Consider the following 15353-nt stretch of genomic DNA (forward strand, 5'->3'; position numbering starts at 1 on the left):
AGGACACATCATGCGTATTGAAGGAAAAGTCATCGTCATTACCGGTGGCGCATCGGGCCTCGGTCTCGCCACGGCACGCTACCTGGTGCAGGAGAAAGGCGCGCGCGTCGCCATCTTCGATATGAACGCCGAGGCCGGCGCCAAGGCGGTCGAGGATGTTGGGGCCGAGCACGCGATGTTCGTGCAAACCGACGTCAGCAACGAGGAAGCGGTGCAGAGCGCGGTGGCTGCTGTGACTGAGCGCTTCGGTGCGATTCACGTCTGTATCAATTGCGCCGCGCTGCCCACGCCTTGCAAGGTGCTGGGCAAGGAAGGCAAGGCCACGCCGCTGGCGAAGTTCGCGCAGGTGACGGCGGTCAATGTCAACGGCGTGTTCAACGTCATGTCCAAATGCGCCGAGCAGATGGTCAAGAACGAACCGGAGGCTGGCGAAGAGCGCGGCGTGGTCATCAACATCTCGTCGGGCGCCGCCTACGAGGCACAGATCGGTCAAGTCGCCTATGCCGCCTCCAAGGCAGCGCTGCTCGGCATGAACATGCCGGCTGCGCGCGAACTCGGCGAAGTCGGTATCCGTGTCAACGCCATTGCGCCCGGCCTGTTCCTCACGCCGATGGTCCAGACGCTCGATGAAAAGATCGTCGCTGCGCTGAAGTCGCAGATCGAGGCCCCGAAGCGCCTCGGTGACATGCGCGAGTTCGCGCATTGCTGCGCCTTCATCATCGAGAACGCCTACCTCAACGCGCACACCATTCGCCTGGACGCTGCATCACGTTTGCGCGCGCGCTGAACGCCGCACTAAACGCGTTCCGCCGGCGCCAGGGTGCCCTCCCTCCGACGAAGAGGGAGGGCAAAAGAACACAGGAGACCATTCCATGAAAATGAACTTTTGCCGCGTCATGCGCCTGATGTCACTGCGCTTTCGCGACCGGCAAGCAATCGTCAATGTGGAGCGTGGCCGCAGCTACAGCTACCGCGAGTACCACCTGTTGACCAACCGCATCGCCGATGCGCTGCGCAACGCGCTTGGGGTCGGCAAGGGTGACAAGTTCCTGCTCATCCTGGAAAACGACAACCTGAGCCTGATGATGCTCCCGACCGTGCTCAAGCAGGAAGGCACGGTGGTCATGACCAACCTGCGCGATGCGCCGGAAGAGCATGCGCGTCAGATCGAACTGGTCAAGCCGAAGGTCGTGTTCATTGAAACGCGCCTGCTCGACGGCTACTACGACATGCTGCGCGCGGCCGGTTGCGAGATCGTCATCATGGACGACCTGACGCCGGAACAGGCTGTGCGCCCCGGCGTGCGCGCGTTCTGGCATCTGGTCGACGCTGCGTCCGAACTCGACGCCGACGTGGAACTGGACGACGACGAGCACATCTGCATGCTGCGCTTCACCGGCGGCACGACTGGCCAGGGCAAATGCGCGATGTACTCGATCGACAATCTGATGGCTTGCTGCGATGGCGGCTTCCGCAACCCGGATTTCGGCTTCAACGACCGCACACGCATGTTGCACGTGGCGCCGCTCTCGCATGGCGCCGTGGTCGCTTTCATACTGACTTTCTATGCCGGTGGCGCCAACATCACGCTCAATCAGCTCGATCTCGAGCAATGGCGGGAAACGGCCGAGCAGCAGTGCGTGACCCATTCGTTCCTGGTGCCGACCGCGCTGTACCGTCTGCTCGAGTTGCAGCGCACGAACCCACGCAATCTCTCTTCGCTGAACACCCTGATCTACGCCGCCGCGCCGATGAGTCCCGCCAAGCTCGAAGAACTGATCGAGTGCTTTGGTCTCATCTTCGCGCAAATCTACGCCGCCACCGAAGTCCCCATTTTCGTGTCGGCACTCGACAAGGCCGGGCACGAAATTGCGCGTACAACGGGCAGCGGCATCAAGCACTTGTCTTCGGCTGGCCGCGCGACGCCGGGCGTCGAGGTTTATATCACCGATGAGCACGGCAAGCCGCTGCCAACCGGCCAATGCGGCGAAATCCGCATCCGTAGCCGAGCTGTTATCAAGGGGTACTACAACAATCCTGAAACGACGGCCGCCGAGTTCTCTGACGGCGCTTGGAAGTCGGGCGACCTCGGCTACATCGACGAGGACGGCTATCTGTACATCGTCGACCGTTTGAAGGACATGATCATCAGCGGCGGCTTCAACGTCTACGCGATCGAAGTCGAAGCAGCGCTGGCCTCCCATCCGGCCGTCATGATGGCCGCTGTGGTCGGCATTCCGCATCCGGAGTGGGGCGAGGCCGTGCATGCGGAAGTGGTGCTGCGTCCCGGCGCCACGGTCGAGGCCGCCGAGCTGATCGCGCACGTCAAGGAGAGACTCGGTAGCTACAAGGCGCCGAAATCGCTCGTGTTCGTCGGGAAACTGCCGACCTCGGTGGTCGGCAAGGTGTTGCGGCGCGCGGTCAAGGAAAGGTACTGGGAAAACATGCAGCGCAAGGTCAGCTAAGCAGCTTGCCAGCACGAATCAACGCATGGCCATACGCGGTCGAGCGGGTGCGGGGCAAGCCGACGCTCCCACGGACAGCGCCCTCGCGCTCGCCGACGAACAACTCAGGGAAGAGGTGCCGATCTTTGCGCTGCGCCAACGGCACCCGTGCGGGAATTTCCCCTGCCGTGCTCCATAGCGTCAATGCGTTCCTGCTGGGTGGCTGTCCGCTTGCCTTGTGAGTATTGAATCGATCTGCCCCTGACGTTCTCCCGTGTGACCAGCGGCACGGCGATCCGGGGCTACACCTTCTGAAGGAGTCATCGTCCCATGCCCCATCCCATTTCCTCCTTGGGCGCGGTCCACACCATTGTCAGCTTGGCGACGGTGGCCGTGGGCCTCTACAGCTTTGCCCGATACCAGAAGATCGACAGCACCACTCGATCTGCCAGGATTTACCTGGCAGCGATGGTGGTATCGGTGTTCACATCGTTTGGCTTATCGAGCACCGGCGGCTTCAATGCCGGACACGCACTCGGCATCCTGACGCTGCTCGCAATACTGGGCGGACTACTCGTCCCGCGAATCAAAGTCCTGGAGCGTGCGTGGCCTTACCTATCCCAGTTCGCATTCACGTTCAGTTTCTTTCTGCTGTTGATTCCCGGGATCAACGAGACGCTGACGCGACTGCCGGTTGGTCATCCCCTTGCGAACGGCCCCGAATCCCCGATCGTGCGCGCATCGCTCGCCGCGTGGCTTGGCGTTTTTGCGCTCGGATCGGTCTTGCAGTTTTTTTGGCTTCGTTCGCGCCGCAGCCATACATGAGTTCGCGTAGAGCGGCTTCGCTCTAGTCTCGACGCCTTCAGTGGCTCACCGGTGCCGCTTTCGATTGCATCTGTGAGCCGCTGAACCTCATGGGCGGCCTTCATCGAGCATAGTCAAGCACGTCTCCCGGGCATCCATCGCACTTGCGGCCGCCTTACCCCGCCAGGAAGCAACGCGGCACCGCCCAAGAGTACCCTTCACAAGCGACCGGATTGAACGGGGCATCCACTGAACCGTTGACATTCGGGGCAGCCATGCGCTTCCGGGCTTCAGTGGATGCGAGCACCTGGGCGTGCGCCACAACCAGGGGCAGATCGAACATGCCGTAGAACGCTGCCTCAAGCAGGCTGCGGGAGCCGAATCCATAGGACTGCGCAATGTCGCCATCCACTTTCGGCAATGCTGGCAGATCAAAGAGAAGCCGGGACAATCGATAAAGTCGCACTGTCTCGCGAAAGCTCTCTCCTTCCGCAAAGATCCCACGCGACACCGCCTTGCCGCCCATCCCGAACCGGGCGCCGAAGGTGGAGCACCGCCATTCATGGTGCGGCGCCAGGAAGACGCTACGTGCCAGTTCCCGCGTCAGCGCCTTTCCCTGATCGCACTGCGGCGCCGAAGCTCCAGGCCGGCCGGGGCGGGCTGGCCAGAGCGCCGGGTTCAGCGTCGCCTCCTTCGGCGCCGCGCGCTCAAGGCCTGTCTGCAGCGCGAGCTCGACAATAGCTCCAGGCGCAAGACTCAGGTCGAATCGGGTCAGCGGCGGCACGTCAAGCCATGCGCCGGCGTCGAGCTCTCTGGTCCAGCCTCTAACGGTCAACCACCCCTTACAGGAACGGACTGCAATGGTAGCTGCGAACGGAACGGAGAGCCGGCGAACCACGAGCGTTCCCGAACACTGCCCGAAGATTCCGATGCGCACGTTTCCTGCGTTATAGACGGTCTTCACCGGCACATTGGCCCCGCTGGCGAAGCACTCTCGAACGGACCATCGAGCCGCATGGTGTCGCGATCCCGGATATCGACCAGCGCATCGAGACGCCGAGCGCGCGGCACCATTGAGTCAACTACCCGCCAGCAATTGCTCGATGCTTTCCTCGCTCAAGCCTAGCGCTCCCAGGATCTCGGCACCGTGCTCGCCGCGTCGCGGTACGGCCGCAATCGCCCCCGCGGGCTTTGCGGAGAAGCGAGGCGCGGGCGCAGCCTGCAGCACGCCGTTGTGCCGGCTGTACACCCCCCGGGCCGCCATATGCGGGTGCTCCATGGCCTCTGCCGGCGTCAGCACCGGCGCGAAGCACGCATCCGTTCCTTCGAGAAGCTTGACCCAATGCGCACGCGGCTGTGAGGCGAACAGCGCCGTCAAGCGCTCACGCAAGCGGCCATAGAAGCGCGGGTCGTAAGCGCGCTTGAACTCGGGGTCATCACCCAACCCCAGCTTGCTGAACAGCAGAGCGTTGAACTGCGGCTCCAAGGGACTGATGCTGATGAAACGACCGTCAGCGCAGGCGTAGCTTCCCACCCAGGCCGGGCCGTCGAGTAGTCCGGTGCCGCGTTCAAAGGGCTGGCGCCCAGTCGCATGCACGGACAGGAGCAGGTTCATCAGATGCGCACTGCCATCGACGATGGCGGCGTCGACCACCTGCCCGCCGCCTGTGCCTCGGGCATGCAGGATGCCGGCGAGAATCCCGACAGCGAGATAAAGCGCACCGCCGCCCAGGTCACCGATCAGCGTGGGCGGTGGCATCGGCGGATCACCGGGCTTGCCCGCGAACCACAGCGCTCCCGACAGCGCGATGTAATTGATGTCATGCCCCGCGGCCTGCGCCAGCGGACCATCCTGCCCCCACCCCGTCATGCGTCCGTAGACCAGGCGGGGATTGCGCTGCAAGCAGACTTCGGGGCCCAGGCCCAGTCGCTCCATGACGCCGGGACGCATGCCTTCGATAAGGGCATCCGCCCCATCGATCAGACGCAGTACTGCGTCCCGGGCCTTCTCGTCCTTCAGATCCAGCGCCACCGAACGCTTGCCCCGGTTCACGATCGCGCTCTGACCCGCATCCAGCGCATCCGGCTGACCGGCGCGCTCGACCAGGATGACCTCCGCGCCCATGTCAGCCAGCAACATGCCACAGAATGGACCCGGCCCGATGCCTGCGATCTCGACAATGCGAACGCCGTCCAATACACCCATGGATTCCTTCTCCAAAATCTTGTGCCTGCTCAACGAGTCTTTTCAGAAGCCGCTGAAGCGTGTGAAGTTGCCGACCGGCTCACGCTCGGTGCGCACGCGGTTCTCCACGGCCGCCGGGTCGGCATGACCCAGCGCCATGCCGCACAGCACCATCTGCCGGTCCGGGATCTGCAGGACTTCTGCCAGAAGCCCCGGATAGAGCGCCCAGGCCATCTGGGCGCAGGTATCCAAGCCTCGTGCCCGAGCGGCCAGCATGATGTTCTGCAAGAACATGCCGTAGTCCACCCAACTGCTCCGAGCCATGCGCCGGTCCAGGATGAAAATCAAGCCGACCGGCGCATCGAAGAAGGCAAAGTTGCGCGCGTGTTGAGCGTGCATGGCATCCGTGTCTCCCCTGGAGATCCCGAGTGCGGCATAGAGATCCAGGCCGCACCGGCGCCGCCTGCTCAGATACGGATCGACGAACTCCGCCGGGTAGATGTCGTATTCGGGCTGGTGCTCTCCCTGCTCATGATGAAAGGCCTGCAGCACACGGTCGCACAGGTCCTTCTTCGCCTCACCCGCGACGGCAATGACCTGCCAGGGTTGGGTGTTGGTCCCACTGGGGGCGCTGGCCGCTACGGACAGAATCTCGGCGACCAGTTCTCGTGGCACCGGGGTAGGCAGGAAGGCGCGCACCGAGCGACGTTCGCGCATCACCGCGTCGACTTGGGTAACCCGCGCGACCGTGCTCCGGGGATCATCCGCATGCATGGTCACGATCCGGTTCGCGGGCCACCGATGAGCGAACGCACCAGCGGTCCATCGCCACGCCAGGTATGGCACTCGTCGACCATCTCGGCGGCCAGTTTCGGGTCCATCTCACCACCATCAGTCATGCGCGCCCCCAAAATTGTCTGGATCGCAACGGTCGCGGCGATCGGCAGCATCTCCGTGAGATGGGTGCAACCCTTCACGCCGCCGAATCGCTCACGCACGGCGCGGTTCAGCCCCGGGCCGATGGTCAGGCCGGCTAGCGCTGCATAGCTGGCCTCCACCTCACGACAACTCCCTGCCGGCGCAGCCAGGCTCTGGGCCGTCGCGGACTGGATCTTCAGCGCCCCGTCGACAACCAGCGCGATGACCATGTGGTGAATGGCCTCGCCCGCGGCGACGTGGCGCCCGGCGGCGCTGCGCAGGGCGGAGCCTTTGGTGTCACGAAGCGAAACCTCGATCTGCCACAGCCCGTCGTCGCGCTGCCAACCTTGGCAGTCGATGAGACGGCGGTGCGCCTGTGGGCGCGCCATTGCACCCGTGTTAGCCACGCTGGCTCCTGGGATCTTTGCGTCAGCCAACTTGACGCTCCGCGGCACGCCAGTATTTGTCACGCACATGCCGCCGGAGTACCTTCCCCACCACTGAAAGGGGAAGGTTCTCCACGAAGCTGACCGTCTTGGGTGCCTTATAGCTGCCCAGATGGCTTTTGACATGCTCGATCAGCTCATCCGCGGTGACGCTGATGCCCGGGCGCAGCACGACCTCGGCATGCACGGCCTCACCCCAATCGACATGAGGCACGCCGACGACAGCCGACATCAGCACGGCCGGATGGGAGGCCAGCGCGGCTTCGACCTCGACAGCGTAGACATTGAAGCCACCGCTGATGATCATGTCTTTGAGGCGATCGACGATGTAGAGAAACCCATCCTCATCGATATAGCCGAGATCACCCGACTTCCACGCACCGTCCTGGAATTCCGCCGCCGTACTTTCGGGATTGCCGAAGTAGCCCTGGATCACGGCGCGGCAACGGATACGGATCTCGCCCGTCTGGCCTGTCGGCAGGCTGTTGCCGTCCGTATCGGTGATGAAGACTTCCACGCCGGGCGTCAAGCGGCCGGCCGACGACATGCGTTTGATGGCGCGCTCGCTGTCCGTGCGGTGATCCGACTTATCGAGGATCGCCACGAACATGCCCGCTTCGGTGGCAGCATAGCCCTGGACGAAGATTGGACCGAAGGTCTTGACCAGATCGTCCAGGCGGCTCGGGCTCATCGGCGCAGCACCATAGATCACGGTACGCAAGGACGAGAAATTCCGTGGGCTGGCCTTCTGGAGCTCCAGCAGGCGGTACAGCGCCGTGGGCACCAGGAAGGAATGGGTCACGCGTTCGGATTCGGCTACGCGGCTCCATGCTTCCAGGTCGAGCGCGTTCATCGTGATGTTGGTGCCACCCATAAAGAAGGTGGGGTAGAAGCCCAACACCGTGCCGTGGGAGAGCGGCGCCACATGCAGGAAGCGCGTCTGCGCATCGAACCCCAGACCTGGATTGATGTAGCCGCTATCCCGGGCGGCCATATAGTTGTCCACGGAGTACATCGCGCACTTGCCTCGCCCGGTCGTTCCGCCCGTGAAACGCAATATCGCAGTGTGCTCGTGCTGATCGAGTGCGACCTCGTTGTCCTCGTCGGAAGCCACATTGATCACATCCCAAAACTGCAGCACTCCCTCTGGCACGGGGCCATCGAGCGGGTCCATGACGACCACCGTGCAGCCTTGACCGCGCAGCATGCCGTGGTACGTGTCCAGCAGGGAATTTTCAATAAACACGACTTTGGGCTTGACGTATGCCACCTGCCAGCTGTGCTCTTCCAGCGAGTCTCGGAGGTTGGTAAACGCTCCCGTCCCTTCCTGCTTGAAGATCGTCGGAAACTGGAGCAACCCGAGGTTGTCGTTCTCCAGGATCATCATGAACTTGTCACCCTTGCCCACCCCCAGCGTGGTGCGCAGTGCATTGGCGATCCGGTTCGTCAGCAGGTGGTACTCGGTGAAGCTGTAGCGACGGTTGCGTTCGATGTTGACGAGCGCCTCTTTGTCGCCATGGCGTAGCGCCAGCATACGCATCACGCGGGAGAAGTTCAGTTTCATCATAATGGCTCCGTCCGTGGCCTCAACGAGCACGCATGCGCGAAGCGGCGTCGAGGCGGATCGTCTCGGCGTTGACGTATGCGTTCTCGACGATGAACGCGCAGCAGTGCGCGAACTCACGCACATCCCCCAAGCGCTTGGGCGCCTCCATCTGCTCCTTCAGCGAGGCCATCACCTTGTCGTCCAGCATGGACACCATCTTGGTGAGAAACAGGCCGGGGGCGATCGCATTGACCCGCACCCCCACTGCGCCGAGCTCGCGCGCAGCCGGCATGTTCATGCCGATGATGGCGGCCTTGGTGGCCGAGTACGCGCATTGCCCGACCTGTCCCTCGTAGGCGGCGCCGGAGGAGACATTGATCACCACGCCGCGCTCTTCGCCATTCTCTGGCTCATTCCTGGCCATCTGCTCGGCGCACTTCGACATGACGTTGAACACACCGTTGAGATTGACCGCCGTGCTCTGCGCAAATTTTGCCAGCGGTGCCGCCTTGCCTTCCTTGCCCAGCACCTTGAATGCAACCGGCAGCGCGGCGCCATTGATGCACACGTGGATCGCGCCAAAACGGGCCATGACCGCGTCGACGGCCGCCTGCACCGACTCCTCGTTACTCACGTCCGTCTGCACGAACAACGCGCGCTCGGCCCCGATATCGGTCACGGCCTGCTCGCCGGCCTCGGCATTCAGGTCGAAGATGGCGATGCGGGCCCCTTTCTCCTTGGCCATGAACTGCGCCGTGGCCAGTCCGAGCCCGGAAGCGCCGCCCGTGATGACGACGACCTTGTCTTGAATACGCATGATGTCTCCTGTTTCTATTATTGGTATCTCAACCCCAGTCGATGGCCGCGGGTCTCGATCGCAGCCCCGGGCGCCGACGGATCAGAACGCGTTGACGCCTGTCAACGCGCGGCCGATGATCAGTTGCTGAATCTGCGTCGTGCCTTCTGGGATCGGCAAAATGATGGCTTCCCGCGCCAAGCGCTCGACCAGGAACTCCTTGGTCAACCCATTGCCGCCGTGAATCTGCACCGCCTGGCGAGCGACCTTCACGGCTGCTTCGCAGGCAAAGTACTTGGCCATCGCGGCCTCCATCTCGGCCGGCACACCGGCCTCAACCATCTCGGCGGCGCGGTAGGTCAGCAAACGCGCGGCGTCCACGTCGGTGGCCATTTCGGCCAGCATCGCGGAGATCAGTTGGTGGCCCGCAATGACCTTGCCGTGCTGACGACGCTGCGTGGAGTAGGTTACCGCCTCATCGAGCGCCCGCCGTGCCACGGCCACGCCTTGCGCCGCGACGAATACACGCGAACGCTCGAAAACGGCCAGCGTGTTGCGCAGCGCATCGCCTTCGTTACCCATCATGTTGCTGGCGGGCACGCGCACGTCGTTGAGGAAGATCTGGGCCGTGGACTGGCCGTTGCTCGCGATCTTGTGGATCTCGCGCACTTCGTAGGGATGCTCCTTGCGATCGAGCAGGAAATGCGACAGGCCCTTGCGCGGATCGTCGCTGGTTCTCACTGTGCAGATCAGGACATCCGAGTAGCTGCCGTTGCTGATCCAGGTCTTCTCGCCGCTGAGGACGTAGTGATCGCCATCCCGCCGACCTCGTGCCTTGATCTCCATCACGTTGGAGCCGACATCAGGCTCGGAGAACGCCATGCTGCAGAACAGTTCACCGCTCAGCAAGCCAGGCAGATAGCGCTCGCGCAACGGCGCCGGGGCCTTCTCGGCGATGAGCTTCGCGGCGAAGGTGTTGATCAGCACCACGGTCGACACATCGAGTGCACTGGCGCAGACCTCTTCGAACAGCATGGTCAGCGTGAGAAAATCGATGCCCATGCCGCCATGCTCTTCGCCGACCACGCCGGAGACCATTCCGAACTCGGACAGGTCTTTCAGGAACTCACGCATCTTCCCCTTCGGTACCAAGGCGTCGTCACGGTATTCCTTGCGAAAGAGCGGATCGATCTTGTCGTTGAGGTAGCGTTTAAGGCCGTCGACGGCCGCTTGTTGTTGCTCGGTTCTGAAAACATGTCCCATGGTGTCCCCTTGGAGTTCTTGGAATTGAGTGCTTGGAAATTTATGGTCTAGCCAAGATGTTCACGGCCACTACGGCCTCTTCGATGCCATAGAGACCACCGCCGTTTTCCTGAATGGCGATCCGGGCGCCGTCGACTTGCCGTGCCCCGGCTTCGCCCCGCAGCTGGGTCACCAACTCGTGGATCTGCCCCAGGCCGGTCGCGCCGATCGGATGGCCCTTGGACTCCAGGCCACCCGAGGGGTTGATGGGGATGCGCCCGCCGACCGTGAAGTCGCCGCGCTCGGCCGCCGGCCCGCCTTGCCCGAACGGAACCAGCATGAGCGATTCCGCATTGAGGATCTCGCCCATGGCCGTGGCGTCGTGCACTTCAGCCACGTCGATGTCTTCCGGCGCCACACCCGCCTGCTCATAGGCCTTCCTGGCCCCGAGGTGTGCGACGATGCGATGCGGTTCATCCAGCCCTCGGTTGGAACCAGTTTGAATGACGCTGGCCAGCAACCGGACAGCGCGTCCGCCTGCGCCTGTCAGGCGCTTGAGGCCAGCGGCGTTGCACAGCACGACCGCTGCCGCACCATCGCTGATCGGCGAGCACATTGCAATGGTCAGCGGGTAAGTGATCGGTGCCGCGGCGAGCACCTCCTCGATGGTGAAAGGCTGGCGGAATTGGGACAAGGGGTTGTGCACCGAATGCTGATGGTTCTTCGCCGCCACCGCCGCAATCTGTCGCTGGGTCGTTCCGTAGGTCTTCATGTGATGACGGCACAGCGCGGCGTACACATCCATGAATACGCTGTACGGCTTGTCGGAAACCGTGCCCGGGGGCGCCTCCACACCCTCCCCCATGGCCAGCAATTGAGCCTTGTTCTGCTCCACCGTCGATACGTCCCAGCCGCCATCGAACACGGCGAACATCTTGGCCTTGTCCGGCACATTCATCTTCTCGGCACCCACGGCCAGCGCGATGTCGCAACTACCGGCGCGCAGGGCCTGTGCGGCCAGATTGACGGCGGACGATCCCGACGCGCAAGCGTTCTCGACGCTGAACACCGGGACGCCTTCGATGCCGATGCGTCGCATGGCAATCGGCCCGGGGATCGAGGTCTGCCCCTGCAAGGGGCCATTCGTCGCGCTCGCATAGAAAACCGACCCCACGTCGCCGCGCTCGCATCCGGCATCCTTCAGCGCCAGGGCCACAGCTTCGCCGGCCATGTCGTAGACCGTCCGATCCAGCAGACGCCCGAAAGGCGTCATGCCCACACCTACAATGTAAACATCATCCATTTCGATCCTCTTTTTTTCTGTCCTGAGTTACCGAACATCAACGGCCGGAGAACTGAGGGGCACGCTTCTCGGCAAATGCCTTCAGGCCTTCCTTGAAGTCCTCGGACTTCAGCACCGGTGTGACAATAGGCATCTGGCGCGCCCAGGCTTGTTCGTCGGTCCACCCCTCGTTCGTCGCCGACCACGCGATCTGCTTGGAGGCAAGCACCGCCAGCGGTCCGTTCGCGGCGATGCGTTCCGCGTAGCGCAGGGCCTCATCCAGCACCGCGCCAGGCTCCACGATGCTGTTGACATAGCCGAATCGCTGCATGTCGAGGGCGCTCTTGGGCTGTGCGGTCAGGATCATCTCCATCGCCATGGCCCACGGCAGCCGCCGTGGCAGGCGGAAGCACCCGCCACCGATCGCTACCAGGCTGTGCTTGGCTTCCGCCAGTCCGAATACGGATGCGCTCGAGGCCACGACCAGGTCGCAGCACAGCGTGAGCTCCATGCCGCCTGCCAGCGCCTGGCCGTCGACGGCGGCGATCAATGGCTTCATGGGTGGCTTGTTCATGATGCCGAAGCCACCGCGTCGCTCGGTCGTGGCCATCTCGCCGCGAGCCGCCGCCTTCAGGTCCTGCCCGGAGCAAAAGGTGTTACCCTCCGCGCGTAGAATCGCCACCCGCAGAGCGCTGTCGGCCTCGTAGCGGTCAATCACCGCTTCCATCTCCTGCGCCATCGCTGGAGTGAAAGCGTTGCGCGCTTCCGGCCGGTTCAGCGTGATGATTAGGACATGCTCTCTGACTTCGGTGTCGATGAAGGCCATCGTTGGATTTCCTTTGGGTTCCATGTTGCGACTCGGCAATGGGTGCCTGGAGCCACTGATCTTAGGAACACCTCGGTGGCCTCGCCTCATCATTTCTAATGATTTTTGGACCTGGCCAGAACCAGAACACCGGCCCGGAGAAGTCGTGAATACGCCTGCCCCCCATGCTTGAGCAAGCCCTCTCCCCCATCAGCGTCCTCGACACCAAGCTGAACCCGCCCTCGGCCAGTCCGATTCAGGTGCCGCGGCAGGAAATCACGGATCTGGTGTGCGAGGCGCGATCTGCCCGCCTTGTCCTGATACGGGCGCCCACCGGTTTCGGCAAGACGACGGTCATGCTGCAGTGCCGCAACCGACTGGAGGAGCTTCAGGTTCAGACCGCGTGGTTGACGGTGGACCGTGCGGATAACGACGCGTCCCGTTTTCTGTTCTGCCTGGGTGAAGCGCTGCGCGAGATCGCCCCGGACGAGTCCGATACCCCGCATCCCCAGGATGCAGCGGTACAGATCGTCAGCCGCCTGGCACGTTGCGAGCGTCCCTTCGCGTTATTCATCGATGAGTTCGAAACCATCCATGAGCCAGGTGTGCAAGGGCTGCTGCGGGAAATTGTCGCCAACCTGCCCCGTCGTGGGCAGTTGATCATCGGCACCCGCAGCGTTCCCAATCTGGCACTGGGGCGGCTGCGCGCCCGCGGCCAGTTGCTGGAAATCGACGCCAAGCGCTTGCGCTTCTCTGTCGAGGAAACACAGGATTACCTCGTTCACCGACGCGGGATCGAACTGCCCCCGATCGACCTGCAGCGCCTGCACCACAAGACCGAAGGCTGGATTGCCGGACTCTGGCTGGCATCGGCAGCGCTCGCGCACCAGGACGCGAAGGCTGAGTTCGTTGACCGCTTCTCGGGATCCAACCTGGCAGTCGCCGACTACCTGACGGAAGAGGTTCTGAACCTGCAAGCCGCCGAGGTGCGGAGTTTCCTGCTGCGCACCAGCATTCTCAAGACCTTGAGCCCGGCACTCTGTCGCATGCTGGTTCCGGGCGTCGATGCGGAGGACCTGCTGCGCAAGCTGGAAGCCGAGAATATCCTCATCACCCGGATCGATGGCGAGGAGCGCAGCTTCCGTTACCACAGTCTCTTCATCGGCTTCCTGCGGGCCCAGCTGGCGCGCGAGTTGCCGGACGAGATCCCGCAGTTGCACCGCGCGGCAGCGCGCTGGTTCGAATCGCAGCAGCGGCCGGTCCCCGCGATCGAACACGCGCTGGAGGGCGATGACCTCGAGCACGCCATCGCGATGCTGGAAGCGCATGCCATGGGCCTGCTCGCAGCCGGGCGCATGCGCCTGCTGTCGCGCTGGTTCGAGAACATCCCCGCAACCGCCCTCGCCCAGCATGCACGGCTTCAAATGATCCACCTCTGGGCGCTGGGCTGTACGCACGGCCCTTGGGATGCGATGGCCCGGATGCAGGCCAGTCGCCTCGATCAATCCAATGCGCCCGAGGTCTGGCCCCACGTCATGGCCTTGCGGCCCACCTTGCTGGCGATGATGGATCGGACGGAGGAAGCCTATGCGGCAGGTATGCAGAGTCTCGGCAGGCTGCCCAGCGGTGACAACTTCGCCGATAGCGTCCTGCTGGATACGCTCGCGGGCATCTGCTCCACGAAGGGCCAGGCCGCCGAGGCCTTGCGGCTGCTCGATCTGCACCGCTCAGGCCTGAATCCGCATTCAGGCGCCCTCACCGATATGCATTCAGAATCCGTCGAGGGAACGATTGCGCTCTTCGAGGGACGGATGCGCGAGGCAACGGCACGCTTTCGCGCAGCGGTCAGCGCCACCCACCATGCGAACATCAGCTTCACCAACGGCAACGCCTGGGCCGGCATGCTCTATGCGGCAACCGTCTACGAAAGCAACGACCTGGAGCAGGCGACAGGACTGCTGCGGGTCTATACGCCACTAGTTCGCGACGTGGGCTTGCCCGACCACCTGACGCTGGGCTATCGGATGCTTTCGCGCATTGCCTTCGGCGCAGGGGATGTGGACCAGTCTCTCCGGCTCCTGACAGAACTGGAAATGCTGGGACACCAGCGGCAACTGCCCCGCGTGGTCGTCAGCGCACGCTTGGAGCGCTCACGCACCCAGCTGCTCCAAGGGCACATCGAGGCTTCCCGCGACGAACTCAGGCGCGCAAGCGATCCGGCCATCTGGGCGCCAATTTCCCACCTGCGCCTGCTTGCCAATGATGTCGACTATCCCGCTCTTTCGTTACTGCGGTGGGAAGCCTTTGTCGGGGATGCCGGTGCGGCCCTGCAAGGGCTGACCGGTGAGCTCGATGTCGCTGTCGCCGCACGGCGCCACCATCGAGCCCTGAAGCTTCGGCTGATCCGTGCCGTTGCCCAGGCGCGCAGCGGTGATCGGAACGGGGCCTTGAATGGCCTCAGTGAGACCTTGCGCGATTGCTGCCAGGAAGGCTTCGTGCGTGCGGTGCTGGACGAGGGTGCCGCGGTCGGGGTCCTGGTCCGCGAGCTGTTCGCCAAGACTCCCGCCGAGAAGGACCGCGCATTCGCGGTCTGGTTGCAGCGCCTGGTCCATGATTTCGGTACGGCCTTGCCTGATCCGGTGGCCGAAACGACTACGCTATCGCTGGACAGCTACCTTCTGGATCCCCTGACGCGCAAGGAGCTGGCAGTGCTTCAATTGCTGGCTGAAGGCTATTCCAACCGCGCCATGGCCGACAAGCTGTTTGTTTCCATCAACACCGTGTGCACACATGTGCGCAACATCAACGGCAAGTTCGGCGTACGCAGCCGGATGCAGGCGGTCAGTACAGGTCGCGCACTTGGACTGCTGCGCTAGTCCACGAGC

13 protein-coding genes are annotated in these 15353 nt (G+C 63.3%); 4 read left to right on the plus strand and 9 right to left on the minus strand.

Annotated features, from left to right (window positions below):
* Window positions 1-10: 10 nt before the first annotated feature.
* The 3 genes from BKK79_RS21105 to BKK79_RS21115 all read left to right on the plus strand — a co-directional run bounded on the left by BKK79_RS21105 (window position 11) and on the right by BKK79_RS21115 (window position 3269).
* Entirely contained in the window at window positions 11-787 is a 777-nt protein-coding gene (locus tag BKK79_RS21105; protein ID WP_071038686.1) for an SDR family NAD(P)-dependent oxidoreductase, read from the plus strand.
* A gap of 85 nt (window positions 788-872) precedes the next feature.
* The gene (locus BKK79_RS21110; RefSeq protein ID WP_071038687.1) at window positions 873-2465 is read left to right on the plus strand and encodes a class I adenylate-forming enzyme family protein; all 1593 of its coding nucleotides are present in this window, start codon (window positions 873-875) and stop codon (window positions 2463-2465) included.
* A gap of 309 nt (window positions 2466-2774) precedes the next feature.
* Entirely contained in the window at window positions 2775-3269 is a 495-nt protein-coding gene (locus BKK79_RS21115) for a hypothetical protein (protein ID WP_071038688.1), read from the plus strand.
* 154 nt (window positions 3270-3423) lie between these two features.
* Here BKK79_RS21115 and BKK79_RS21120 read toward each other — a convergent pair whose 3' ends face one another.
* The 9 genes from BKK79_RS21120 to BKK79_RS21160 all read right to left on the minus strand — a co-directional run bounded on the left by BKK79_RS21120 (window position 3424) and on the right by BKK79_RS21160 (window position 12489).
* Complete coding sequence (locus BKK79_RS21120) at window positions 3424-4212, minus strand: hypothetical protein (RefSeq protein ID WP_157128496.1); 789 nt, start codon at window positions 4210-4212, stop codon at window positions 3424-3426.
* A gap of 114 nt (window positions 4213-4326) precedes the next feature.
* Window positions 4327-5454: a CaiB/BaiF CoA transferase family protein gene (locus BKK79_RS21125; RefSeq protein WP_071038690.1), complete on the minus strand. Its 1128-nt coding sequence runs from the start codon at window positions 5452-5454 to the stop codon at window positions 4327-4329.
* Between the two features lie 42 nt (window positions 5455-5496).
* On the minus strand, window positions 5497-6207 hold the full coding sequence (locus tag BKK79_RS21130) for a nitroreductase (RefSeq protein ID WP_071038691.1): 711 nt from the start codon (window positions 6205-6207) through the stop codon (window positions 5497-5499).
* 2 nt (window positions 6208-6209) lie between these two features.
* Window positions 6210-6758, minus strand: a complete 549-nt coding sequence (locus BKK79_RS21135) for a DUF2889 domain-containing protein (RefSeq protein ID WP_198173382.1) — start codon at window positions 6756-6758, stop codon at window positions 6210-6212.
* 22 nt (window positions 6759-6780) lie between these two features.
* Window positions 6781-8364, minus strand: coding sequence for a class I adenylate-forming enzyme family protein (locus tag BKK79_RS21140; protein ID WP_232346420.1), 1584 nt, complete (start codon window positions 8362-8364; stop codon window positions 6781-6783).
* 19 nt (window positions 8365-8383) lie between these two features.
* The gene (locus BKK79_RS21145) at window positions 8384-9160 is read right to left on the minus strand and encodes an SDR family NAD(P)-dependent oxidoreductase (RefSeq protein WP_071038693.1); all 777 of its coding nucleotides are present in this window, start codon (window positions 9158-9160) and stop codon (window positions 8384-8386) included.
* An 81-nt stretch (window positions 9161-9241) separates the two neighbouring features.
* The gene (locus BKK79_RS21150; RefSeq protein WP_071038694.1) at window positions 9242-10402 is read right to left on the minus strand and encodes an acyl-CoA dehydrogenase family protein; all 1161 of its coding nucleotides are present in this window, start codon (window positions 10400-10402) and stop codon (window positions 9242-9244) included.
* A 40-nt stretch (window positions 10403-10442) separates the two neighbouring features.
* Window positions 10443-11684 (minus strand): thiolase family protein, encoded by a 1242-nt coding sequence (locus BKK79_RS21155; protein WP_071038695.1) that lies wholly within the window; start codon window positions 11682-11684, stop codon window positions 10443-10445.
* Window positions 11685-11721: 37 nt separating this feature from the next.
* On the minus strand, window positions 11722-12489 hold the full coding sequence (locus BKK79_RS21160; RefSeq protein ID WP_071038696.1) for a crotonase/enoyl-CoA hydratase family protein: 768 nt from the start codon (window positions 12487-12489) through the stop codon (window positions 11722-11724).
* A 164-nt stretch (window positions 12490-12653) separates the two neighbouring features.
* Between BKK79_RS21160 and BKK79_RS21165 the strand changes: the two genes are divergently transcribed.
* Window positions 12654-15344, plus strand: coding sequence for a LuxR C-terminal-related transcriptional regulator (locus BKK79_RS21165; RefSeq protein WP_071038697.1), 2691 nt, complete (start codon window positions 12654-12656; stop codon window positions 15342-15344).
* The last annotated feature ends 9 nt before the right edge of the window (window positions 15345-15353 follow it).

It is taken from the genome of Cupriavidus sp. USMAA2-4, assembly GCF_001854305.1.
Classification (GTDB): Bacteria; Pseudomonadota; Gammaproteobacteria; order Burkholderiales; family Burkholderiaceae; genus Cupriavidus; species Cupriavidus malaysiensis.

Coding starts and splice junctions, on each gene's coding strand:
- BKK79_RS21105 (WP_071038686.1), top strand. CDS start 11: ATGCGTATTGAAGGAAAAGTCATCGTCATTACCGGTGGCGCATCGGGC.
- BKK79_RS21110 (WP_071038687.1), top strand. CDS start 873: ATGAAAATGAACTTTTGCCGCGTCATGCGCCTGATGTCACTGCGCTTT.
- BKK79_RS21115 (WP_071038688.1), top strand. CDS start 2,775: ATGCCCCATCCCATTTCCTCCTTGGGCGCGGTCCACACCATTGTCAGC.
- BKK79_RS21125 (WP_071038690.1), bottom strand. CDS start 5,454: ATGGGTGTATTGGACGGCGTTCGCATTGTCGAGATCGCAGGCATCGGG.
- BKK79_RS21130 (WP_071038691.1), bottom strand. CDS start 6,207: ATGCATGCGGATGATCCCCGGAGCACGGTCGCGCGGGTTACCCAAGTC.
- BKK79_RS21140 (WP_232346420.1), bottom strand. CDS start 8,364: ATGATGAAACTGAACTTCTCCCGCGTGATGCGTATGCTGGCGCTACGC.
- BKK79_RS21145 (WP_071038693.1), bottom strand. CDS start 9,160: ATGCGTATTCAAGACAAGGTCGTCGTCATCACGGGCGGCGCTTCCGGG.
- BKK79_RS21150 (WP_071038694.1), bottom strand. CDS start 10,402: ATGGGACATGTTTTCAGAACCGAGCAACAACAAGCGGCCGTCGACGGC.
- BKK79_RS21155 (WP_071038695.1), bottom strand. CDS start 11,684: ATGGATGATGTTTACATTGTAGGTGTGGGCATGACGCCTTTCGGGCGT.
- BKK79_RS21160 (WP_071038696.1), bottom strand. CDS start 12,489: ATGGCCTTCATCGACACCGAAGTCAGAGAGCATGTCCTAATCATCACG.
- BKK79_RS21165 (WP_071038697.1), top strand. CDS start 12,654: ATGCTTGAGCAAGCCCTCTCCCCCATCAGCGTCCTCGACACCAAGCTG.